This is a genomic window from Segatella albensis DSM 11370 = JCM 12258 (assembly GCF_000426565.1).
In the GTDB taxonomy this organism is placed as follows: domain Bacteria; phylum Bacteroidota; class Bacteroidia; order Bacteroidales; family Bacteroidaceae; genus Prevotella; species Prevotella albensis.
Genome location: NZ_AUFP01000023.1, coordinates 1 through 24,283 on the forward strand (window position 1 = coordinate 1; position 24,283 = coordinate 24,283).

Consider the following 24,283-nt stretch of genomic DNA (forward strand, 5'->3'; position numbering starts at 1 on the left):
CATTATCAGCACATGATGTATCAGAAGATGCTCAAAGACCATGGAATAGTGCAAAGCATGTCAAGGAAAGGCAACTGTCTGGACAATGCTATGATGGAAAATTTCTTCGGACTGATGAAGAACGAATTGCTATACGTGAATCATTTTGAATCTATCGAAGAGTTTGAACGAGAACTGAAAAAATATATATGGTGGTATAACAATAAAAGAATAAAACTGAGATTAAAAGGAATGAGCCCGGCTATATACCGAGCTCACTACTATAGAGAGATAAATAATTAATATTTAATTAATCGTCCAACTTTTCGGGGTCACATCAAACTCCCCTTCTTTATTTAATCAGAAATGACAAAACTAACATATTACCATATGCCTTATCACTTGCTTTAAATGCTTTAATCATTTCGCTTTCATCTAATAATTCTATTGGAATTTCAATCTCCTTATTGTCTAATTCTTTAAAATACTTCTCTGCCGTTTTATTACGATTGGCAAAAAAAATCATTTATAACTTTCACCTCAGACAACATATCTTTAGTGATTGGTTTGTTCTCTTCTTTACATTTGGCCAACGTTGTATTGTATGTCTGAGCCCGTTCGGTCATAGAGATGTATTCCTTGTCTTGCAACGACTTATAAACGTCTTCTACAGATTTATTATATTCGTCTGCAACAGGTCTCATACTCTTGAGAGTACGCCAAACTGCAAGTGCGGCTTCGTCGTTGAGTGAATTAACTTTCAGATTTTTAATTTCCTTATATGCATTTACTGCATCAATAGTTTTAATTTTCATTTTTGTTATGTTTTAATTTATACTGACTCCTTTACTCTTTCTTACTAATGAGATTATTGAATTGCTCTGTGCAACTCTCAACTAAGTCACCTATTACTTTCAGTGCTCTACGATTCGTATTATAGAAATTAAATTGCAGAGCATCGTCACCCATAGAAGGAATATACGTTGACGAGACTCCACCGCTTACAACATCAGTCGTACCGTCTAACGTTTCCTCAACATGAAACACATTAGCATCAAATACTACCATGGCATCGCTATTAGTATCTAGCTTAGCCGATCATTTAAGTTTCCATTCTCCAGTTTCGTCGATAAATTCAAAACTGACTTGTTCGAATGAACTCTTAATAGTAAGAGTTCCTTTTGCTACTTCTTCTGTCATAATTTTTATTATTAAGTTTATAATATTATGAATTAAATCTCAAAAAAACACTAAATCCTCCATACCCTGCCCAAGTTTCTCCATCATCAAATGTTAACTCTAAAGTAATATTTGCTGTATATCCGTAATTGGAATATGCACTATTCACTAAGCCATCGAACTGAAGGTACGTTGTCTGATATGTATTATTTTCTGTTGTTGCAGGAATATCCCACTTCCAATCTTCTCTGTATGTTCCATCTTGCTCTACAGCAGAGCCAGTGATAATTTGTTCACCACCCATGAAGTGAACCCTGATTCTCGTTTTCGCAGTTTCAAATTTTCCAATACTAACAGCTTTAGAGTTTTTCTCAATATTCAGCTCAAGACGGATAGAGTTTGTGTATAGCGTCGTTTCCGTGTATGGAGAGCTCCACTCTTCGGAATTGTAGATACGATTTATATTCACAATACGTTTTCTTGCTCCGAAACTTATTGAAAAAGGTCTTGAGCATGGAAGTAATACACAATATTGTGTGTCAATATCATACAAGTAAGGAGTGAATGTGACAGGATACGATGAAAGGAATCCTACTGGCATATCTATAGGGATATCGCACTCACCATATTGATGATTGTCACTTGAACTCATTAGGTTTCCGTTGTAATACTCGCACAAATTCCCCCCTTCCGATTGTCTAAATGTAGAATATGTTTCCACTCGTAATTTCCATCTAGAATAGCTACCATCCAGAATATCTTCTGGCATCACATTATACGTTGCATAAGCATTATGATATATTTTTATAGGTAGATAATCTGATGCCCCTGCGCTTGTAAAATCCTTTTGTGTTAGTGGTAATATCTGTTTAGTTGGAGATTTGACGGTTGACACCGTATATCACGCTAAGCACATTTTTCCTTATTTCCTCTGTTATTTCAAGAAGCTTATCTTCTGAAGGCTTCCGAATACAATTGTTATTCAACAAGTTATTGTGAAAAAACCAATATAATATTTGTTTTTGTCGAAAATATATCGTAAATTTGCGACAAAATAGAAGCTTATATATGCAAGAAAATATTGGTAAACAGATTGTTAGTAGCATTAAAAAGTGCGGAAGGGGTTCTATCTTTTTTCCGAGCAGCTTTACGGCCTATGGTGACATCAAGTCTGTCTCCAAGTCTTTGGAGCGGTTGACCAATGACTCATTCATAATAAGGTTGTCTAATGGCATCTATCTATATCCGAAGATAGACAAGGAACTGGGACTGGGGGTATTATACCCATCTGTGGAAGACATTGCCTTGCAGGTAGCAAAAAGAGACAGGGCACACATTGCTCCGACAGGTGCGTATGCCATGAATCTACTCGGACTATCTACTCAAGTGCCCATGAACGTCGTATTCATGACAGACGGTTCGCCAAGGAAGATTAGGCTCGGCAACAATAGAACAATAACGTTTAAGCATACTGTTCCCAAAAACCTTGCTTTCACGAACAAGACAGCTCAACTGGCAACATTCGCATTGAAGGAGATAGGTCAAAACAATGTCAATGAAGAGCATCTGAAAACACTGAAACATGTATTCACAACCATTAACGGGAAATCCATTGAGGCGGATTATAAGCTGATGCCGGCATGGATTAGAAAAATAATAAAGAGCTTTTATGAATAGTTATTTCGATTTACGTGATGACCAAAAGAAGATGGTTATCACTCAGACAGCCAACAAGATAGGACTTCCTGTCCAGGCAATTGAAAAGGACCTATGGGTTTCCACCATACTCAAAGTTGTATTCACGTTGCCTTTTGCGGATAAGCTAGTCTTCAAGGGTGGCACCTCTTTGAGCAAGGTTTATCACCTCATCGACCGGATGTCTGAGGACATTGACCTCGCAATAGACAGAAGTTTCTTTGGATTGACCGGCGATCTGACCAAGAGACAAACCAAGAAGTTGAGGAAACAGTCGTCTCTGTTCGTCAGAGATGAATTCGCAAGTCAGCTTGAGGGCAGACTGAAAGAATACGGCCTGGAGCAATATCTTACCGTGGAACCTGAACCTGACGGTGAAGGTGACAATACTTATCCCGAGCCACGAAAGATTCATATTAGATACAATGCACTCTTCGGTAAGCCATCTTACCTAAATCCGGAGGTAATGTTGGAAATCGGCTCCCGTTCTCTTTTTGAGCCAACAGAGATTGCAAGAGTATCCAGTCTTGTGACTTCTTCTTTCCCTCAGGTAAACACTGACGTGGTAGATACAGATATTCGGACAGCAAAGGCTGAAAAGACGTTCCTTGAAAAAGCATTTTTGCTTCACGAGATGTTCACAACGGAAAGAGCACATGTCGCAGACAGAAAATCACGTCACCTGTATGACCTTGAGAAAATGATGGACGAGCAATTTGCCATTAATGGCATTAATGATGATGAGTTGTGGAATACTATCGCACATCATCGAGAGGTTTTCACCAGCATTCACGGCGTTGATTATACCCCGGACATTCAAAAAAGAATAAAGCTGACTCCACCAAAGGAATATCTTGACGTATGGAAGAAAGATTATGAAGCTATGCAGCTCTCCATGATCTATGGCGATTCACTTCCTTTCGATAAATTACTTGAGCGAATGGTTGAACTTGAAGGCAGATTCCATAGCATATAAGGAAACCATCAAACAGCGTGCAGAAGGCCAAAGCCAGCGCTTGCCATGGTACATGAGCAGTGCAGGGTGCAAGGTCTATTATAAATATGACCTCGCACCCTGCACTGCTTATGTACCAAAACGCAAGATAAAAAATTGTCTTTCAAATATTTGGTGGTTAGTTCATTTTTTACTAACTTTGAACCCAAATAAAAGAGATCTTTAAATTTCGGCTTGTTTACTGCCTTCTGGTGGGTCTTTCAAGTCATTCAGGGTTAAGAAATGGTCTGTAGAGGTTCTAAAAAACGGTACAGATACGGTACAACTCAATTCCTTGACTTTATAAGCAATTGAAATACAAGATTTTAGCGGAAAAGGTGGGGGGGTTCCTCTCTAATTAAAAAGGCAGACTTGAAATAAACAAGTCTGCCTTAGTCGGGGTACAAACCCTTTCGGGAGAGTACCACTGCAAACATATAAAAAAAATCCGTTACTTCCAAGGAAATAACGGATTTTTTTTGTTTTTTCTCTTATTTTTAAGAGAGGCGAATTCAACTTGCAAGTGCAATTGCTATTTATTTAATATTATCTCTTTCATCATTAAGAACATCAGCTACTGCTATAACCAGTAATTCTCCTAAAGAGTCTAGGTCATTTTCCCTTTCCCAAGTCTCCATTTCATTGTCTTTTAAGCATAATTGATAATACTGTTCTTCTACTTCGTAATATTGTTGAAGAATGCTGTTGATTTTATCAAAATTCTCTTTTTTCATATTTCAAATTTGTATTCGTTGCAAAGTTAGTTGATTCTGACTTCATCCGTTTACATTTGGCTATGTTTTTATCAAAACGCTCGTTAGGTGAATCAAACGATAGCTTTTTCCGTGGCCTAGAGTTGATCTTATCTTGAATTCTCTCTATTTGCCCATCAGTGAAATATTTGAATGGCATGCCTTTGGGGATGTACTGCCGGATAAGACCATTCGCATTTTCTATAGCACCTTTTTGCCATGACGAGTATGGATCAGTGAAGTATACGTTGGCACCAATTGCTTCCGATATTCTTCTGTGTGCTGCAAACTCACAGCCGTTATCTGTTGTTATGGAGTGTATACAGTTTTTGAAGGGTGTCAGTATCCTTATGACAGTAGTTGCCAGTTCATTAGAATCTTTCCCATGCTTAAGCTTCTCCATGAAGAGCTTGTTGGTACTTCTCTCGATAAGAGTTACAATTCATATAACCTTGCTAACGGCATGGTTTCCTGGAGCTTTATTGCTACGTTTCCGTGCCTGCTTGTGGGCTATGTCCCATTTATATACTCCACGCTGGCTCGAGTTTCGTTTCAACTCGCGCGTTACTGTCGACGGATGGACTCCTATTGCATCCGCTATTGATTTCTTTGAGCATTTCTTTTGTAGTAATACAGAAATTGTGTACCTTTGCTCAAAGATTAATTGTTTGTAATGCACAATGCAAAATTAATTAATCTTTGGGAGACTTCGGTCTCCCTTTTTCATTTAATTGCTTTGCATTGTTGAAATTTACCTAATAAGTTCCTTCGTGGGGGCTTCTCGCCCCAAAAAGCCTCGGTGTTTTCAGGTATTAGATTTTTATTATTCTTCTACCTGAAAATTGCACTTCTATGTTGAATTTGCCTAATGCAACAACTTTAGAATTGTTTTATTTTTCCAATATTTTCATATTATAAACTCAATAGGAGATATAAAATTCAGCCTTTTTCTAGGTCTGTTGTTAATCTTTTCTTGTACCATATATATTTCTTCATCTGTTATTGTTTTGAAGTCAGTCCCTTTTACAAAATACTGTCTTACCAATCCGTTGGTGTTTTCGTTTGCTCCTCTTTCCCATGAATGATATGGTCTGGCAAAGTATACGTCGAGTTTGAGTTCCCTTACAATCAGTTGATGTCTGGAGAATTCTACCCCGTTATCCGCCGTTATAGTATGAAGTTCTTCACTTATGGGCTTGAGCGCTTCTATGGCCGCCTTGGCCAACGGTTCAGCCTCCTTCGTAGGTAGTTTCCTCATAATCAGGAATCCCGACTCTCTATCATTAATGATCATAATGACATTTCGTTTATTCTTTCCTACAATAGTATCAATTTCCAGGTCTCCAAACCTATTCTTCTCATCGACTATGGAAGGGCTTTCCTCTATTCCAACCCTATTTGGTATTCCCCTTGATTTATAGGATGATCCACGTTTGTTGTAATGTCTTCCCCCTATGACGTAGATACTTGTAGAGTGGTTTCCTACATTTGTGCTTTTCCTCCCATATATACCTATAGATGGTCTCGTGGGAGATGGGCGATAACCCAAGCACACGCCGTCTCCCCGATATCTGTTCGGGAGACCACTGTTCTTTTGAGAGCTTATTATCGATATACATCTTCATTTCATCCGTTAGAACTGTATAGTGCCTTCGTGCTCTCATTCTCCTATTTGATAGCCTTTGTGCCTTTTCCGCATGATACTTACCATCAGGAGCCTTGTTGCGTTTCAACTCTCGGCTGATGGTGCTGCGATGTACACCAAGAGCCTTGGCAATGTCGATAGGGCGCTCTTTATTTTGTAGTCTAAAAGATATTTCGTATTTTTGCTGCGCAGTTAAATGTTTTGTCATATTTGCAACTTATGTAGGAGTTTGTTTGCAAAGATAAGCATTTAATGTCGGGGACGGAAGACCTTATGGGCCTTTTGTCCCCTTTTTGCATAGTCTTTGCTCACTTACCCTTTGGGACATTTGTTGCATTATCAATTTGAATTCAGGAAACCTTAGTCGAGGAAAGGAATGCCCGACTACGCGAGATTGGGCACAGGCCATCGAAGAACTAAGGCGTGAGGGACATCCCCTGCAGTTTATGCTGTATAGGATGAAGATGGCTCGTTCTGTATTCTATTACCATTTTCGCATATGGACGACAACGATGGATATGATGGAATCAAGGAACGTATAAAGCAGATATATGACAAGAATCTTGGGCGCTACGGGTACAGACGAATCTGTATGGAACTGCGCAATGAAGATATAGTTATCAATCACAAGACAGTACAGAAGCTGATGAAATAGATGGGACTTAAGGCAAAGATCAAGAAACGTCACTATCGCTCCTATAAAGGGGGAGATAGGCAAAATTGCCCCCAATGTGCTAGAACGTAATTTTAGTGCAGACAGACCTAATCAGAAATGGACTACAGATGTTACTCAAGTATGCATAAACGACAGGAAACTGTACTTGTCGCCCATATTAGATATGTTTGATGGCGGAATTATATCTTACGCTATTTCTACCAATCCAAACTTGCAGATGGTCATATCTATGCTCAAGAAAGCATTCAAAAAGTATCCCAATTTATATGGTCTCACCCTGCACTCGGATCAAGGCTGGCATTATCAACATGGTATGTACCAGAAGATGCTTAAAGAACATGATATCACGCAGAGCATGTCACGCAAAGGCAATTGTCTGGATAATGCAATGATGAAGAATTTCTTTGGCCTGATGAAGAACGAACTCTTGTACGCTAACAAGTTTGAAAGCATAGAGGACTTTGAAAGAGCGTTAAGAAAATATATTGATTGGTATAACAATAAAAGAATAAAATTGAGGTTAAAAGGAATGAGCCCGGTATAATACCGAGCTCACTACTATAGAGAGTTGAATAATTAATGTTTAATTTAATGTCCAACTTTTCGGGGTCACATCAACGGTACCCCCCCTTGTATTGTGTGATTTTATTCCAAATACTACAAACGAATCAACGTAGAACCCGTTACGGATTTTTTGTTACCGGTGACCTGTACGGCATAGATGCCTGATGGTAGATGTCCCAAATCGAAAGAACTCTGCACACGATCGGTCATGAACTCGCCGACAAGGACACCATTAGTTGAATAGATACGTACACGAAGTGGACCGGCACCCTCTATGGTAGAGATGGTAAGGGTCTTATCGGAAATAGCAATCTTGGTCTGCGCCGGTTGTGAGGTAGAGATGTCTTGTATCTTGCTCGGCAACTGAAGAACTTCCAACAGACCGGCATAGGCGTCGATGACACCATAGCCGTAATCGTTGTTTGGCCATACATCTTCGTCGGCTGTATGATGACTGGTCTTGGCCATCACTTCCTTGACTTGGGCTGTGGTAAGAGTAGGATTGGCTTGCAACCAGAGGGCGATGACACCTGACACCACAGGGGTTGACATGGATGTGCCCGACATGGCAGCCATCTTGTAATGCTGGTCGGAAGCGCTGGAAGTGGTAAGGAGAGTATCGGTAAACATGCTTTGTTTATACTGGTTTTCTGCATAATGGTTGAGAGCTGACAGGATGTTGTGTCCCGGAGCTACTACCGTCGGCACGATTTCGCCCGACAGATTAGGGCCACGCGATGACCAATAGACTACCTTTCCTGTCTCCTCAATGTTACCATCATAGGACATGCACCTGTCATCAATATTCTCAAACCATGTACGGGTGTTGATGGCGCCAACGGAGATCACGGAATTATAACAGCCTGGCGAACATATCGAATATGGATAACCGCCTTCCTCGCGCAACTCATCATAGTTAGAGTCGCTATCATCCTGAGGGTCGAAGGTTATACAGTCGATACTTCCCAGAGCTTCGATATCGTCATCGCCTTCGAGGGCAATATAATGGGATGTTCCGATAGCACCCGTCTCGCGATCGTCGACAAGGGCCATGATATACTCATTGCCTCGCTTTATGATCTCGGCATAGAAAGAGTATCGGTCTTTATTTCTTCGATTATAGATGAAGGTGGTCTTCTCGGTATAATAGGCTGTATCTTGTGCTGCGTTCACCTTTGAGAAATCGTAACGGACGGTATCCGTCATCGACTTCAATTTACCATCAACCTCTCTATACTTATCGACCAGTCGGGTGAGGGTGAAAGGTTGCTTGCTGCGGAAGGTAATGAAACCTAAGTTGGCATCCTTACTCAACGTAAATGCCAAGGTGTCCGGTGTGTTGGCCTTCCACTTGTGATAAAGATACTGGTCGCCGCTATTTCCGGCAGCAAAGACAACGACGCGCCCAGGCCCTTGTATAGAGGCATAAGCATCGTTATAGTCTTCCGCGTTCGTATCAAACGACATCGGACCGCCCCAACTGTTGTTGACGACACATGGCTGGTTATGGGCCTCGGCATAGTCCATCACATAGAGATTGGCCAAGAGATATTCCACATCAGAAGGCGCAATAGACGAGAACGCGTCGAAACCGGTATAGTTGATATTATGGGTGTTTCTGCTTGCGAAATCGATACATACAGGCACGATATCTGATTCATAGGCGATACCAGTATAGTCTTTGTGCTTCTGTCCTGTTAACGGCGAACCTGCCATAATGCCCAGCACGTGGGAGCCATGGATTTGACTCTTCTTATCGGACGAACCTCCCAACTCAAAGATCTCCTCCGAACTGTCGTAAATTCTACCTATGCCATAGTAGTTGGCTGTGGAACTCTGCTCGATCTGATCGTAGAAAGACTTGATACGAGGGTTGCCAAACTCGTCTTGGAACATCGGATGGGTGAAGTCGAAACCTGAATCGCACACACCTGTGACCACGCCCTTTCCGGTGAAGGCTGTCTGCTGGGTGGCTGCGCTTGGGATGTAGGCTTTATCGGCGTTTATCTTGTATCGCACACTATCCATCAAGGCCTTGGCCAACGGATTGGCCGAAAGGCGACGAACGCTCGGTTCTATGGCAATGGCATCGAGTTTATCTACGGGGAGCAAGGCGATTACCAGGTCGCCTGTGAGTTGCTTCACTACGAAACCGCCATGGTCGGTAATGGCATTCTCCGAGCCGCCTTTGGCCATACGTACAAGGGTGAGGACGCCAACTTTTTCGGGGGTTGTTCCCTTGGCTCTTGTGGCTTCTTGGCGCTTGGCTTCATCCGATAAATGATTAAGCCATAGGTTCATCTTCGCAGGATGGCTCGCCCAGGCCATCATTACCATGATATTCAGCATGAACAGCATGAATATTTTCTTCATCTTATCATCTAAAAACATACTTATTGGGTAAGAGTTACAAACAAATTTTTAAAAATCAAAGCAAAAGTAATATATTTTTAGGAAAATATGTAAACATATATGTCTTATTTTTAACCAAAAACACATTTTTCAATGCAAAAAGGTTATGAAACGATGATTTTTAGTATCTTTGTAAGCAAAATATAAACCATCAATTTGTGACATGACGAAAAAGCTGAAAACTGCTACCTTATGCGTACAAGGGGGATATAAACCTAAAAATGGCGAACCTATAGAGGTTCCTATCATTCAGAGTACAACCTTTAAATATGATAATTCTGAGGAGATGGCTATGCTCTTCGACTTGAAAAAGGAGGGCTATTTCTATAGTAGGTTGCAGAATCCTACAAATGATGCTGTGGCTGAGAAAATCGCTCAACTGGAAGGGGGTGTCGGAGCTGTTCTTACCTCGAGTGGACAGGCTGCCAACTTTTATGCTGTGTTCAACATCTGTGAAGCGGGCGACCATATCGTAGCTTCCAACGAAATCTATGGTGGCACGTATAATCTGTTTGGGGTGACGCTCAAGAAACTCGGCATCGAATGTACGTTCGTAAGTCCGGAGGCAAGTGATGAGGAAATTCAGGCTGCGTTCCGTCCTAACACAAAAGCGCTATTCGGCGAGACGATAAGTAACCCCGGGTGTCAGATTCTTGATATCGAGAGATTCGCTCAAATCGCCCATCGCAACCATGTGCCACTCATCGTGGACAACACTTTTGCTACGCCTATCAACTGTCGTCCTTTCGAATGGGGCGCGGACATCGTAACCCACTCTACAACAAAATATATGGATGGTACGGCTTCTCAAGTGGGTGGTGTCATCGTGGATAGTGGCAACTTCGACTGGATGGAACATGCGGAGAAATTCCCAGGGCTTTGTACCCCGGACGAGAGTTATCATGGCATCATCTATGCGAAGCAGTTTGGCAAGATGGGCTACATCACGAAGATCATCTCACAGTTGATGCGCGACCTCGGCTCTATTCCTGCACCGATGAATTCTTTTATCCTGAACTTGGGTTTGCAGAGTTTGCATCTCCGTATGGCCCAGCATTGTAAGAATGCGCAGGAGGTGGCTGAGTTTCTGGAGAAAAACGAGAAGGTGGCTTGGATACGTTATGCCGGACTCGCCGATGACCCGAATCATGCCAAGGCTGAAAAGTATCTGCCTAACGGAACTTGTGGGGTAATGGCCTTCGGACTGAAGGGGAATCGCGACACAGCTATCAGGTTTATGGATTCGCTCAATATGATCAACATCGTGACGCATGTTGCTGATGCACGTACGTGTGTACTTCATCCGGCAAGTCATACGCATCGCCAGCTTACCGACGAGCAACTCAGAGAGGCTGGCATTGCTCCGGATTTGATTCGTCTGTCCGTGGGTATCGAGGATGTAGATGATATTTTGGATGATATCAAACAGGCTCTTGCAAAGATTTAAAAAAAATGCTTGATGTGATATCAAGCAGATTCATGATTACATAATTAAAATAAGGTGGCTCCCGTATTTGGGAGTCACCTTTCTTTTGTGTATCTATCGTTTACATATTCAGCCAGTTTTCGAGTATCCGTCGCCCATTCGGGGTGAGAATGCTTTCCGGATGAAACTGAATGCCACGGATATCGTAGCTTTTATGTTTCAGGGCCATGATGCTACCATCATCGCTCTCTGCCGTGATCTCGAGACAATCTGGAAAATCTGTCTTGTCGACAACCCAACTGTGGTAGCGGCCTACCTCGAAGCGTCTGGATAATCCGGCAAAGATTTCATCGTTGCCATACTGTGTTATCGGCGTTGAGACACCATGGTATACCTTACTGAGATTCGTAAGATGAGCGCCAAAGGCCTCGCCAATGGCTTGATGACCCAGACAAACGCCAAGCATAGGAATACGCCCCGCATAATGGCGGATGACATCAAGGAGAAGGCCTGCCTCACTCGGGATGCCCGGTCCGGGAGAAAGAATGATCTTATCAAAAACCTCTAGTTGATTCAACTGGAATTGGTCGTTGCGGTAAACTGTTACCTCGGCTCCCAACTCTCGGACGAGATGAACCAGGTTATATGTAAAACTGTCGTAATTGTCAATGATTACTATTTTCATATTTCTTGTTTTTATTTTCTATAGTCATGCTCGTATATCCTCAAAACAGGTGCAAATGTACGATATCTTTTCTGAATAACATTCTCGTAAGATTAGGAATTTGCACTTTTCTTATGAATATGCGATGTTCCAAGGTTATCAGAGCGATTCCGCGATATGGATGGCCTTGACCAAAGCACCCAGTTTGTTATTACTTTCCTCCAGTTCATAATCGTCGTTGCTCTTGGCCACGATACCACTACCGGCCTGGAACCACAGTTCACCATTGCGCGAGATAAAAGTACGGATGACGATGGCTTGATTCAAGTCGCCGTTGAAGCCAAGGAAGCCGATACACCCGCCATAAGCGCCACGGTTGTGAGGCTCGAGTTCGCTAATGATCTGCATGGCTCTGACCTTCGGGGCTCCGCTCAACGTGCCGGCAGGAAAGGTATCGATGAACTCGCGAATATGGTCGGCATCAGGTGTGAGCTTTCCACTTACACGACTCACGAGATGAATCACATGACTATAAAATTGCATATCTTTATAGAAGTCGACTTTCACATTTGTACAGTTTCGTGACAAATCATTACGTGCCAAGTCGACAAGCATCACGTGCTCGGCATTCTCCTTCGGGTCGTTGCGCAGGAACTCCGCATTCTTGCGATCTTCCTCTGGGTTTCCTGTTCGACGGGTTGTACCAGCTATCGGGTCGATGAAGGCAGTATTGCCCACGATACGGTTATGCGTTTCAGGTGAAGAACCGAAGATACGGAATCCTCCGAAGTCGAAATAGAATAGATAAGGACTCGGATTAATACTTCGTAACGCACGATAGAGTTTAAAGTCGTCACCCTCATATTTCTGACAGAAACGGCGCGAGATGACAATTTGGAAGACATCTCCTCGCAGACAATGTTTCACGCATTTGCGAATGTTGGCCTTATGCTCCTCATCGGTCAGCGTGCTGAAACTCTCGCCAACAGGATGGAAATCGTACGGTTTCACATTCTGACGGTTGATCGCACGATAGAGTTGTTCGATGCGTGCCTCGCCTTCAGTCTGCAAAGCATCATCCGCAGAAGAAACTGGAGCATCGAGCAAGGTAATAAACTCGATGGTATTGTTAAAATGGTCGAACACGATGAGGTCGCGATAGAGGATATAGAGAATATCGGGAGCGTCATTCTTTGCCATCGTGGTATCTTTGACCTCGATATCCTCAAAATATCTCACGGCATTAAAGGTGGTATAACCATAAAGTCCACAGAAATCAGAACCTTCACCCTGTACGTTAAAACTCGTTAGGAAGTCGTTAATGGCCTGTGCCACAACATCTTTGGCCTCGCCTTTCTGCTGATGTTTCACCTCACGCTCCTCTACCCTACGGTCAGGGAATTGCATCGTGATCTTGCCATGTCCCACAGCAATCTGAGCGATCGGGTTGATACCGATGAACGAACGACTATTGTCGGTTCCATGATAATCAGAACTCTCCATGAGCGCGCTTTGCGGATATAAGTCGCGCAAGCGCATATACACGCTCACGGGCGTATAAAGGTCGGCTAGAATCTTGCGAGTCGCCGTAACATATTGATATTTACGATCTGCCATCATATCTTTAGAACTCTCCATATTCCTTTGCCATTTTCTTGTTACTCAAATAGGTTTCCACATCCTTATCGCCACGACCGCTCACGGTAAGCACGACGACATCATCCTTCTTGAATTTCATCTTTCTGAGGGCTGCGATGGCATGGGCGCTCTCGATGGCTGGGATGATGCCCTCGGTTCGTGTGAGTTCATAACCAGCATAGATTGCTTCGTCATCGGTAATGGCAAGAACTTGTTCGCGTCCCTTCTCGGCCAAGTCGGCATGCATCGGACCGATACCCGGATAGTCGAGACCAGCGGAAATAGTGAAGGCTTCTTTGATCTGTCCGTCTTCGGTTTGCATCACGAGGGAACGAGCACCATGGATGATACCTTCGCTACCACAATGGATGGTAGCTGCGGTATAATCGGTATCGATGCCATGACCGGCAGCTTCGGCAAGTACGATCTTCACACGTTCGTCGTCGATATAATGGTAAATAGTGCCAGCAGCATTACTTCCACCACCCACACAGGCTATCAAATAGTCTGGATAATCACGACCGATCTTCTCCTGTAGTTGACCTTTCAACTCCTTACTGATGATGCTCTGCATCTTGGCAACAATATCAGGATAAGGATGTGGCCCCATCGTACTACCTACGATATAGAAGGTATTCTCGGGATGACAACACCAGTCGCGAATGGCCTCGCTACAAGCATCGCTCAACGTCATATTACCGGTACGTACAGGATGTACCTTAGCGCCCAACATCTTCATACGTTCCACATTGGTATGCTGGCGCTCCACATCGGTGGCCCCCATAAAGATTTCACATTCCATATCCATCAAGGCGCACACGGTGGCCGTAGCCACGCCATGCTGTCCGGCTCCGGTCTCGGCGATGATGCGTGTCTTGCCCATCTTCTTGGCCATCAGAATCTGACCCACGGTATTATTGATCTTATGAGCACCCGTATGGTTCAGGTCTTCACGCTTCAGATACAGTTGACAGCCATATCGATCGCTCATACGCTTAGCATAATAAAGTGGCGAAGGGCGACCTACATAGTCGCGTAACAACTGCATATATTCTTTCTGGAAATCTTCACTCTCGATAATCGGCAGATAGGCCTGTTGCAAATCTGTGACACATTTATATAATATCTCGGGAACATAAGCTCCACCGAATTTCCCGAAGAATCCGTTTTTGTCTACACTATATTTCATTTTTTATCATCTATATACTTTATATTCCAAATACCTATATTTCTTTATCTTTCACGGATGCCTTATTTTTCCAAAGCATCGAAAAGAGCCGTTACGGCCTTGTCAGCATCCATCGTCTCATTGAGTAAGGTTACGAATTTAGAACCGATGATAGCTCCTGCTGCATTATTCTGCGCACTTTGCAAGGTTTGTTTGTTGCTGATACCGAAACCTATCATACGTGGATTGCGAAGTTTCATCGCGTTCACCTTATTGAAATATGCCTGTTTGGCATCATCAAAACTGTTCTGAGCTCCGGTGACACTTGCCGAACTTACCATATAGATGAATCCATCGGTATTGTCATCGATAAATCGGATGCGTTCTTCACTTGTCTCTGGTGTGATCATCATGATGACGCGAATATCATAACGGTCGGCAATAGGCTTTACCACCTGTTGATAGTCGGCGAAGGGTAAATCGGGAATGATCGTACCGCTCACGCCAGCATCGGCACAGGCTGCAAAGAACTTTTCTATGCCGAAATGCATGATTGGGTTCAGATATCCCATGATGATGAGAGGAATGCTTACTTCGTCCTTGATGGCTTTGAGCTGAGAAAGAAGCAACTTCAGCGTCATTCCATTCTTCAAAGCTACCGTACCCGCACTCTGGATAACGGGACCGTCTGCCAATGGGTCGCTGAAAGGCATACCCACCTCTATCATGGAGATGCCTCGTTTCTCCAGCGTCTTGATAACATCACCGGTACCCTCCAATGTAGGGCATCCGGCACAGAAATATAATGAAAGCAGTTTGCTATCCTTGTGGTCTGCAAAGAGCTGATTAATCTTATTCATATATTTATCAATTTTTGTAATTATGTATTTTTACATTTATATTATTCCTTCGTCTTCTTTATCCGACACTCCATTCTATTGTCTATAACCTACTGATTCTCTGCGAATTGCATTCACAAAGGCTTTAACCTTCTCTACATCCTTTAGCGCAGGAGAAATCTCAAACTTACTATTTACGTCCACTCCGAGACAGCGAGGATGATGGAAATTCCTTACTGCTTCCACATCTTCGGGACCGATTCCGCCACTCAACAGGAAGGGTGTTTCTCCCTGATATTGAGAGAGCAGATTCCAGTCAAACTGTCGGCCACTTCCCCCCTTGGTATCACATTTCGTATCGAAAAGTAACAAGTCGGCCACATGGTCATACTGTCGACAAGCGTCGAGATCGCTTACATTCTCTATGCTCACGGTCTTGATGATCTTCACATTCTTATAAAGTACCGAACTACTTCTCTGACGAGTTTCGGGTTTCAACGTGCGTTTCAGATTGGCGATGAAGGTAGGCGTCTCGTTGCCATGGAGTTGGATGTAATCCAGTTGGAAAGTAACGGCACGTGCTATAATGTCCTGAGCCGAAGCATCTACGAACACACCCACCCTAGCAGGAGTATGCTGTTGATGAATCAAAGTTTCTCTGCCCATGGAATCTTCACGAATTGTACTTTCATCAGGCATCAAACCAGTACCGACAGATACGGAACTCACGAATCGACTACTTCGTGGATAGAAGATAAAACCGATGAAGTCGACGCCTAACTCTGATATTGCGCGAATATTTTCAGGCTCACGCAGACCGCAAACTTTGATTTTCATAACATCATTCTTATAACTTACCAATAAACTCTTTGAGGGCTTCTCCCGGGTCTTGTTCTTTCATGAATCGCTCGCCCATCAGAAACCCGGAAAAGCCTTCGCGACGTAACATCTTCACGGTCTGTGGGTCGCTGATACCGCTTTCGCTCACCTTGCACACATCGGCAGGCAACTGTTCTGCCAGTCGGAAACTATTCTGTACATCGGTAACGAAGCTACCCAGATTGCGGTTGTTGATGCCATACATATCAGGACCGAGGGCTGCAAATTCGAAATCGCGCTCATGATGCATCTCGAGCAATACTTCGAGTTGTAATTCGTGGGCCAGGCGCAATAGATGGCGACATTCATCAACGGTCAAGTCTGCAGCGATCAGCAGGACAGCCGAAGCGCCACAATACTTAGCCTGGAACAGCTGATATTCATCAATAATGAAATTCTTATAGAGTATAGGTATCGTCACACCAGCCTCACGTGCACGCAGAATATATTCATCATAGCCTCCGAAAAAATGGGTATCGGTAAGGATGCTGAGGGCCGTAGCTCCATTCTGCTGATATTTCATCGTCACATCGTCTGGCACGGCATCACGATGAATCCATCCCTTGGAAGGAGACTTGCGCTTGAACTCGGCGATGATTCCTGTAGGCGATTTCATCAAGGCTTCGCGCATAGAAGTGTTCTCTACCCCATCAGCAAGCATCCGTTCAACCATAGGATAAAGTTGGCGCTCAGGCACGAACTGTTTACGCTCTGCTATCTCCTGTCGTTTGTGGGCTACGATTTCTTCTAAGATATCTGACATAACTTATGTTCTTTGGCGATTATTTATTATATTCCACGAATTTGCGGAAGGTAGCAAGTGCGGCCCCACTATCGATACTCTCTCGGGCTATGTTTATACATTCTTCGATACTCTTCTGTCCTTTCTCGAGTACTTGGATAGCAAAAGCAGCATTGGCAAGTACGATATTCTTCTGTGCAGGGAGGGCCTTGTTCTGAAGCACATGATCGAAAATTTCAGCAGCCTCTTCTTCGGTAGCACCACCCTTGAGTTCTTCTGGTTTAGCGATATCGAAACCGAGATCAGAAGGATGGAACACTTTCTCGTAATGATTCGTTGTCACTTTGAAATCGCCGGTAAGAGATATCTCATCGTATCCATCGATACTATTCACGATACCATAGTCGATGCCCAATTTCTGGAACACCTGATTATAGAGGCGCATCTGGTCGAGATTGGCAGTACCGAGGAGCTGACAACGAGGTTTACTAGGATTGATGATCGGACCCAGAAGATTAAAGAACGTAGGGAAAGGAAGAGCCTTACGAGTTGGCCCAACGAATTTGAAGCTCTTCGCGAAGAGTTGGGCATGGAGATATACGATACCCACATCAGCAAGACAACGATTCAACTTATCGATATCATCGGTAAAGACGACGTCATGGTTCTTGATCACATTCGATGCGCCACTTACCGATGTAGCCGCATAGTTGCCATGTTTAGCCACCTTATAACCGGCACCGGCGATGACGAAACAACTCGTTGTAGAGATATTGAAAGTATTCTTGCGGTCGCCACCGGTTCCCACGACATCGATATATCTATCGCTATCGAGAGGCACAGCGACACCGGTAGCGAGTACGCCATCACGGAAGCCCAACAGTTCATCCACCGTGATGCCACGCATCTGGATAGCCGTAAGGAGGGCCGAAATTTCCGCATCATTCAGTTCACCTTTCGTAATCGCGATGAGAAGGTCAGAGGTCTGTTCGCGAGTTAATTCTTCATGATTCAATAGTTGGTTAAAAATCTCAGTTACGTTCATAATCTTCTGATTTAATATGTTTTATGTTGTTATTTCAGTTTTATAAATTCAGATAAGAAAAAAGGCCTATCGTAAGAACGACAGGCCTCAATTAAAATCTCTCATATATTATATTTTATCCACATAGGCTGTTCGGACTCACGACTTATTCAATCTCGAGCTCTGCCACCACCATGATGTAGAAATTGTAAAATTCATAATTATATCGTTTTCTTATTGATTTATCTTGTTTACGATTGCAAATATAAAGTTTTTATTTTAAGCCACAAACAAATTGATAGAAAATTTGCAAAAAAAGTAGTTTTAGTAATATTTATTGTGATAAAATACATATTTTGTCTTTTTCACATTATTATATATAAGCATTTGATATACTTTCTTAGTATTAGATAAAAAATGTGCTGCCCAGGAAAAAACTCCCGAACAGCACGGTCCAATCATGTAATATTAAAAAAAATATTAAAATGCATAACTTGTTGATTCGAACAGATAGAATTTGCCATCCATGAGAGAAGTAGGTTTCTCGTCTACATAGATAGCGGCAGCAGCTATCTGCATACTCAGTATATTCTTATTGGAATTATACTGTCCGAACGATCTTGAATAGTTTATCATGAAAGGAATCTGTACCTTATGGTCCTTTCCGTTCCAGTTCATCGTGAATGTCACGGTAGAAGGATTGATGATAAACTGTATCGGAGACAAGGTAACAAAGCCGATGGCGCAATCGATGTCTACAGAAGGCTGCTTCTCGAGAGCCTGTTTGAAGGCTTTAGCTTCATCCGTATTCGTTTTCACATTATAAGCGATTGTCGCGATAGGAAAACTCTTGATATGCAAAGTACTATCTGTTTTTATCGACCAACTTACAGCCGTTGTATCCGTATTATCTTTCGTATTCATCACATTGGTAGCCTCATAGATAAGTTTACCAACATAATCGCCATTCACCGTGTAAAAGGCAGTTTTCACTTCCTCTTTTGTCAAAGGCCTATAGCCATCATCATTCGACGTATCACAAGAGGCTAATGTCAAACTCATGGCTGCTAAACAGCACATCACTAAGGTTGAGATCTTAAATCGTTTCATCTTTTTAATTTTATGAATTAATCTATTTAGTAATCACTTTCACCTACAAAATGCAAATATAAGGAAATTCTTGCCTACATAGACGTTAAACGATGTTAATTGATAAATAGATAGGCAAGTTTTAGCATACTTTTGTATTTAAATAATGTAAACATGAAAATTCTTGGCGAAAATAGAGAACAGCGATTGATACAATTATTCCGACGGGGTGATGCCACGGCAATGGACAGATTGTATACTGAATATGCCGATTATCTCACGGGGGTATGCTTTCGCTACATCGCCGATGATGACAATGTCAATGATGTGCTACAAGAGTCTTTCATCAAGATTTTCACGCAAATCCATTCTTTCGAATATCGCGACAAGGGGTCGCTGAAGGCTTGGCTCAGACGCATCGTCATCAACGAATCGCTGAGGTTTCTCAGAACTTCTAATTCTCTGGACGTCAAGCGACTGGATTTAGAAGAGCCCGACATGGCAAGCAATATGCTGGTGGCCGACGATCCCCCTGACACGGGACTGGTTGATACCGATACACTGGCTTCGCTCATTGCATCGTTGCCACCGGGTTATCGAACGGTACTCAACCTATATGTCATCGACGGACTCAGCCATAAGGAGATTGCCAGTCAACTGGGTATTAAGCCTGATACATCGGCTTCACAATTACACAAAGCTAAACAGATGTTGGCAAGAATGATCAAGGAATATCAAGATAAATCGGATAAGATATGAGACAACAATGGATGAATGATTTACACGACCGGATGGAGCATTACGAGAAGAAGGCTCCTGGAGGTTTGCTCGGCGACATCAAAAGGGAGATGTCGGCTCGGGGAATCCGCCCATTGTCCGTTTCTTCTCCCGAAAAGCATCGCACGGTTTGGCTGAAGCGATTTGCTGCCGTGGCTTCCATAGCCGTTCTTTCTTTGATGGCATGGCATTTGACTCCGGATTGTGAGAAGTATAATCCTCAGAGGGCTCACTTGTCTACTGATGATGTGAATTCTGATGAAAATATTCTACAAGCGCTCTTGCCGCTTTTAACTCAAAAATATCCTACGTCTAAGGCTTTGCCTCGTGAAACGTTGCATCGCTTTATCGCATCTGATATGCCTGTGGAGGAGATTTCTCAAGTTGTAGAGGAAACTTCCGTTGACACGCTGCCACAGGACGAGCGTAAGGTGGAGCATACCGCCCATATCAGCAAGGAGAGTGATGTTGTCGATGCTCCCCTATTCGCCTCTGTCCGTCATTCCAAGAACAGCGGATTTTCCTTGGGGATAGGCATCACGAGTTCTGCGGCCGACAACCAGCAGCAAAGGACTTGGCTGAATATGGAGTCTATCGCTTTTTCGCCGAATGATGCGGAAAATGAACAGAGACCTGATATCATGGAACCTTCGTTCCTGTCGGCACAAAACAATGTCGAGAATACTCATTACCGTCAACCTGTGAAGGTTGGGATTTCGATAAGATATGATTTCGGAAACAGATGGAGCGTGCAGACGGGTGTTACGTGTAGTTATCTGTCATCGGAGCGTTCTAATCCTTATGCCTACAAGACCGAACAGACTTTATGTTATATGGGATTGCCGGTGGCCACGAGTTATCGTCTTTGGGAGAACCGTCGTATGCGCGCTTATCTAACGGCTGGTGGCGAGGTGGAGCGCCTGGTGAGCGGGAAAAAGACTACAAAATATTTGACAGAAGAAAAGAGCGTCAGCGAGAATGTGAGAGAGCATCGTCCTCAATTTTCGTTGAATGTTGCTGCTGGTTTCGAATATAAGATCTCTAACACGGCGAGTCTCTATATCGAACCGGGTATCAGCCGTTATCTGAACAATGGTAGCGATGTGGACAACATCTACAAGAAACATCCGACCAACTTCAACTTGAATATGGGTCTCCGCTTTGATACCCATTAATGGGTGGAGAACATCTTTTCGTACAGGCACAAAAAAGTGGTATCGTCAAAGATACCACTCCACTAATTACTATATAGATAAATTATTTAATATTCAAAGCAAAGGGCTTTTTTACTTGCCCATAGACATTTTGTTGTTAACGTTTACTACGTTTGCACTTACTGCTACAACAACTGCCAATACAATCATTAATGTCATCATAATTTGTTTCCTTTCCTAATTTAGAGCCTCATGGCTCATTAAACAATCTTTTTATCTTTATTATCCTTTAACTGCTGCAAAGGTACGCATTGTGCACGAACACAGCAAGAAAAATTTTGTTTTTTATGCAAAAATCTGTCTTTTCTTGCTCTATGTCAAGAATAAGGCTTCGAAATGAGGAAAAAATAGGGAAAAACTGCTTAAAAATCACGAACCCCCAAAACATCACTGTTTCGGGGGTTCTCTCTTTTAATTGCTCTTTTATAGGACTCTTCTATAGAGAAAAAGATCAAGAGTCCGCTATATGCACTTGAATAAGATTACTTAGTTTGAAGCGTAAGTACCACGATCGATGAAGGATCGAGTGTCACGGTAAAGTTTTTGCCTACCGCAGCCTTCGAAGCAACAGGAACGATCTTGGTAGGCTCATCCATCGAGTTGGTATCTGTGGTTTGAGCAGAACTCAACTGCCATTTTTCTGCTTTGCCCTTCACCGTCTTCACGCCATCAAGGGCGAACGTTACAGGTTGAGCGTTCTTACCGCCATTCACGAGTTTCAGATACACATTACCATTCTTGCTGTCACGGGTAACAGAATAGAACACTTGGTCGCTCTCGCCACCCTTGCCCAACTTCATCTTAGGCATATCCTCTACGGTTACAGGGACGATCTTGTCGCCTACATGATTGGCAAACATCACCTGAGCATAATACGAAGGGCTGCCATAAGCCTTATGCGTATCCACGCCTATCAAATCGCTCTCCCATTGCATACCGCCCTTGTTGACATTCACGAAAAGCGGAGCATAACAATGCGCTACAACGATATCACTGTTGCGCTCCATGGCCGTCATCCAAGCAGCATCGCCAAGGGCAGCATTCATATTCGTAGTAGGCTTGCCCTCACGAGTAGCCCATTCGCCACAAAAAATCTTAGGGCCTTTTCTATCATACGTATCATATTGATGAGCTGCACGATACATATCATCACAATCACGATAATAATGTTCATCAATGACATCCAACTTGACATCCTCGATACCGGCACGTTTGGCCTGTTCGCTCATCATCTTGGCATCAATGGTAGAGATACATTGCAACTGTGGATATTTAGCCTTGATAGCCTCGTAGAATCTCTTATATCTTCCGGGATAACTACCGCTATTGTCGAAGAAGTCCTCGTTTCCGATCTCCACATAATGGAGAGGGAAAGGCTCCGGATGGCCGTCTTTGATGCGCTGTGCACCCCATTTCGTCTCCGGACCTCCGATGACGTATTCTATCTCGTCGAGAGCATCCTGTACGAATCCGTCACAATATTCACCCGAGATATAGTCACCACTCAACACATAACCAGCGAAGACACCGAGGATAGGTTCTGCGCCACAATCCTCAGCCCATGTAAGGAACTCCAATAGACCGAGTCCATCGGTAGAGCGATATCCCCAAGGGCTCATGTGTCCAGGGCGCTCATCAGGATTACCGATAGTACGTTTCCAGTCGAAGCGATTTTTAAAATCATTACCTTCCAGATAGTTACCACCAGGGAAACGGAGGAACTTAGGATTCATATTCTTCATCATCGTCATCAGATCGACGCGAAGTCCATTCTTTCTACCATTGAAAGTTTCAGGGAACAACGTCACTCTGTCAAGAAGATACTTGCCAGTCTCTCCGACAGCAATACGGAGTTTGGCTTTCTTGCTAAGGGCCACCTTAGCGGCAATATTGAGCGAGAACTCAAATTTCTGCCATTTCTCGCTAAGGCCCTGCACCTGTGTAGATGCATAAACCGTTTTGCCATCCAAACTTACCAAACTGATTTTCAAGCTCTTCGCATTTCCATCACCGGCTTTTGCCCAGATAGCGCCATTGTAATGAGCCTTACTCTTCACCGGATATCCCCAGAAGCCTTCATTGTCAATGGCGACCCCACCATTGTTCACCTTCACGTCGAGCACCAAAGCCGACTTGTTAGCCTCATTAAAACCGCCACGAGGGTCTACATGCATCTTTGCAGCAACCGTATCGGTAAGCGTCCAATACTGAGGGCCACCGGGTTTCCACGGCGTCCATGGGTTTTTGCGCTGTCCATTTACATCGTCTTTGAAAGATCCGTTACGAACTAGTTGTGCATATAGTCCACCCTCATAGGAGAAATTTATCTCCTCTGTCATCATTCCATACAGAGTAGGACTAACGTTTTTGTTGGCTTCATCAATATGCAGCGTAAACTTAGGATTCTGTGCATAGGCACCGGAAATCGTAAGAGCGGCAAAAGCTAAAGATAATATAGATTTATTCATTATATGATATTAGTAATAATTCAATTGCAAAAATACGGATATCATGAAAATTCTACTTGATGAAATGTTACAAGTGCTTTATCTTATGTAACACGAGACAAAATTTTCGTAAAAATGTAACTTTTTCTATAGGAAATGAAACTATCATCTAACTCTTATCCAATAAAAAACCGCCTGCACTCACGTGTTGGCGGTTTTACTAGTATAAATAGTTTAAGATTCACGCTACTGTGAATGATTTCAAAATTTCTAGGCGCAAAAGTACTCAAAATTATGATAACGAATCAATTTTCGTTATTTATTTAACGCTATTTAAACATAGCAGAAATCGCCCTATCACAGCTCGTGTACCCCCTCTGGGGTGCTATATTAGTATGCTCTCTTCCTTCTCCGAGGGTACGCTCCGCGACCCCCGGTTATCACAGAGGCATCCCCTCCGGGGAATAGACGATACACCTA

22 protein-coding genes and 2 pseudogenes are annotated in these 24,283 nt (G+C 43.1%); 8 read left to right on the forward strand and 16 right to left on the reverse strand.

Annotated elements, in window-relative coordinates; translation table 11 throughout:
- Window positions 1–282, forward strand: a 282-nt coding sequence (locus tag K333_RS0108985) for an IS3 family transposase (protein WP_027452595.1), incomplete at its 5' end; no start/stop codon positions are given.
- Between the two features lie 200 nt (window positions 283–482).
- Here K333_RS0108985 and K333_RS12235 read toward each other — a convergent pair.
- The 3 genes from K333_RS12235 to K333_RS0109000 all read right to left on the reverse strand — a co-directional run bounded on the left by K333_RS12235 (window position 483) and on the right by K333_RS0109000 (window position 2,053).
- Window positions 483–794, reverse strand: a complete 312-nt coding sequence (locus K333_RS12235; RefSeq protein WP_051230920.1) for a hypothetical protein — start codon at window positions 792–794, stop codon at window positions 483–485.
- Window positions 795–825: 31 nt separating this feature from the next.
- Window positions 826–1,047 (reverse strand): hypothetical protein, encoded by a 222-nt coding sequence (locus K333_RS0108995; RefSeq protein ID WP_024990591.1) that lies wholly within the window; start codon window positions 1,045–1,047, stop codon window positions 826–828.
- Between the two features lie 157 nt (window positions 1,048–1,204).
- Window positions 1,205–2,053 carry a hypothetical protein gene (locus tag K333_RS0109000; protein WP_155807894.1) on the reverse strand — a complete coding sequence of 283 codons (849 nt, stop codon included), beginning with the start codon at window positions 2,051–2,053 and terminating at the stop codon, window positions 1,205–1,207.
- Window positions 2,054–2,226: 173 nt separating this feature from the next.
- Between K333_RS0109000 and K333_RS0109005 the strand changes: the two genes are divergently transcribed.
- Window positions 2,227–2,835, forward strand: a complete 609-nt coding sequence (locus K333_RS0109005; protein ID WP_027452596.1) for a DUF6088 family protein — start codon at window positions 2,227–2,229, stop codon at window positions 2,833–2,835.
- The gene (locus tag K333_RS0109010) at window positions 2,828–3,829 is read left to right on the forward strand and encodes a nucleotidyl transferase AbiEii/AbiGii toxin family protein (RefSeq protein ID WP_024990589.1); all 1,002 of its coding nucleotides are present in this window, start codon (window positions 2,828–2,830) and stop codon (window positions 3,827–3,829) included. Before K333_RS0109005 ends, K333_RS0109010 begins: the two co-directional genes overlap by 8 nt.
- Before the next feature lie 554 nt (window positions 3,830–4,383).
- On the opposite strand, the gene K333_RS0109015 is transcribed toward K333_RS0109010, so the two are convergent.
- From K333_RS0109015 to K333_RS12245, 3 genes and pseudogenes are all read right to left on the reverse strand, one after another.
- Complete coding sequence (locus tag K333_RS0109015) at window positions 4,384–4,581, reverse strand: hypothetical protein (RefSeq protein WP_024990588.1); 198 nt, start codon at window positions 4,579–4,581, stop codon at window positions 4,384–4,386.
- A gap of 58 nt (window positions 4,582–4,639) precedes the next feature.
- Window positions 4,640–5,281, reverse strand: a pseudogene (locus tag K333_RS12965) (IS30 family transposase); the annotation flags it as partial.
- Window positions 5,282–5,506: 225 nt separating this feature from the next.
- Window positions 5,507–6,452, reverse strand: a pseudogene (locus K333_RS12245) (IS30 family transposase).
- A 291-nt stretch (window positions 6,453–6,743) separates the two neighbouring features.
- Here K333_RS12245 and K333_RS12970 point away from each other — a divergent pair.
- Window positions 6,744–6,899, forward strand: a complete 156-nt coding sequence (locus K333_RS12970) for an IS3 family transposase (protein ID WP_081657231.1) — start codon at window positions 6,744–6,746, stop codon at window positions 6,897–6,899.
- Between the two features lie 43 nt (window positions 6,900–6,942).
- Complete coding sequence (locus K333_RS12250) at window positions 6,943–7,464, forward strand: IS3 family transposase (RefSeq protein ID WP_262498691.1); 522 nt, start codon at window positions 6,943–6,945, stop codon at window positions 7,462–7,464.
- Between the two features lie 113 nt (window positions 7,465–7,577).
- Here the strand turns inward: K333_RS12250 and K333_RS0109035 are convergent, their stop codons facing one another.
- Window positions 7,578–9,857: a S8 family peptidase gene (locus K333_RS0109035; RefSeq protein WP_161624564.1), complete on the reverse strand. Its 2,280-nt coding sequence runs from the start codon at window positions 9,855–9,857 to the stop codon at window positions 7,578–7,580.
- A gap of 202 nt (window positions 9,858–10,059) precedes the next feature.
- Here K333_RS0109035 and K333_RS0109040 point away from each other — a divergent pair, with 202 nt between their 5' ends.
- The gene (locus tag K333_RS0109040) at window positions 10,060–11,343 is read left to right on the forward strand and encodes an O-acetylhomoserine aminocarboxypropyltransferase/cysteine synthase family protein (protein ID WP_027452598.1); all 1,284 of its coding nucleotides are present in this window, start codon (window positions 10,060–10,062) and stop codon (window positions 11,341–11,343) included.
- A gap of 100 nt (window positions 11,344–11,443) precedes the next feature.
- Here K333_RS0109040 and K333_RS0109045 read toward each other — a convergent pair whose 3' ends face one another.
- From K333_RS0109045 to K333_RS0109080, 8 genes are all read right to left on the reverse strand, one after another.
- Window positions 11,444–12,007, reverse strand: a complete 564-nt coding sequence (locus K333_RS0109045) for an anthranilate synthase component II (RefSeq protein ID WP_024990586.1) — start codon at window positions 12,005–12,007, stop codon at window positions 11,444–11,446.
- Window positions 12,008–12,145: 138 nt separating this feature from the next.
- The gene (locus tag K333_RS0109050; protein WP_036889149.1) at window positions 12,146–13,624 is read right to left on the reverse strand and encodes an anthranilate synthase component I family protein; all 1,479 of its coding nucleotides are present in this window, start codon (window positions 13,622–13,624) and stop codon (window positions 12,146–12,148) included.
- Window positions 13,611–14,813, reverse strand: coding sequence for a tryptophan synthase subunit beta (gene trpB / locus K333_RS0109055; RefSeq protein WP_024990585.1), 1,203 nt, complete (start codon window positions 14,811–14,813; stop codon window positions 13,611–13,613). The genes K333_RS0109050 and trpB overlap by 14 nt, the downstream gene beginning before the upstream one ends.
- Window positions 14,814–14,875: 62 nt before the next feature.
- Window positions 14,876–15,652 carry a tryptophan synthase subunit alpha gene (trpA, locus tag K333_RS0109060; RefSeq protein WP_027452600.1) on the reverse strand — a complete coding sequence of 259 codons (777 nt, stop codon included), beginning with the start codon at window positions 15,650–15,652 and terminating at the stop codon, window positions 14,876–14,878.
- A gap of 75 nt (window positions 15,653–15,727) precedes the next feature.
- On the reverse strand, window positions 15,728–16,468 hold the full coding sequence (locus tag K333_RS0109065) for a phosphoribosylanthranilate isomerase (RefSeq protein WP_024990584.1): 741 nt from the start codon (window positions 16,466–16,468) through the stop codon (window positions 15,728–15,730).
- A gap of 10 nt (window positions 16,469–16,478) precedes the next feature.
- Complete coding sequence (gene trpC, locus K333_RS0109070) at window positions 16,479–17,273, reverse strand: indole-3-glycerol phosphate synthase TrpC (RefSeq protein WP_024990583.1); 795 nt, start codon at window positions 17,271–17,273, stop codon at window positions 16,479–16,481.
- Between the two features lie 19 nt (window positions 17,274–17,292).
- Window positions 17,293–18,297, reverse strand: a complete 1,005-nt coding sequence (trpD, locus tag K333_RS0109075; protein WP_024990582.1) for an anthranilate phosphoribosyltransferase — start codon at window positions 18,295–18,297, stop codon at window positions 17,293–17,295.
- 459 nt (window positions 18,298–18,756) lie between these two features.
- A complete protein-coding gene (locus tag K333_RS0109080) occupies window positions 18,757–19,386 on the reverse strand; it encodes a DUF4840 domain-containing protein (protein WP_024990581.1) in 630 nt (209 codons plus the stop codon).
- Between the two features lie 153 nt (window positions 19,387–19,539).
- On the opposite strand from K333_RS0109080, the gene K333_RS0109085 reads away from it, so the two are divergent.
- A complete protein-coding gene (locus tag K333_RS0109085) occupies window positions 19,540–20,124 on the forward strand; it encodes an RNA polymerase sigma factor (protein ID WP_024990580.1) in 585 nt (194 codons plus the stop codon).
- Window positions 20,121–21,317: an outer membrane beta-barrel protein gene (locus tag K333_RS12725; RefSeq protein WP_081657233.1), complete on the forward strand. Its 1,197-nt coding sequence runs from the start codon at window positions 20,121–20,123 to the stop codon at window positions 21,315–21,317. Before K333_RS0109085 ends, K333_RS12725 begins: the two co-directional genes overlap by 4 nt.
- 521 nt (window positions 21,318–21,838) lie before the next feature.
- Here K333_RS12725 and K333_RS0109095 read toward each other — a convergent pair.
- Window positions 21,839–23,824, reverse strand: a complete 1,986-nt coding sequence (locus K333_RS0109095) for an alpha-L-arabinofuranosidase C-terminal domain-containing protein (protein WP_024990578.1) — start codon at window positions 23,822–23,824, stop codon at window positions 21,839–21,841.
- Between the last annotated feature and the right edge of the window lie 459 nt (window positions 23,825–24,283).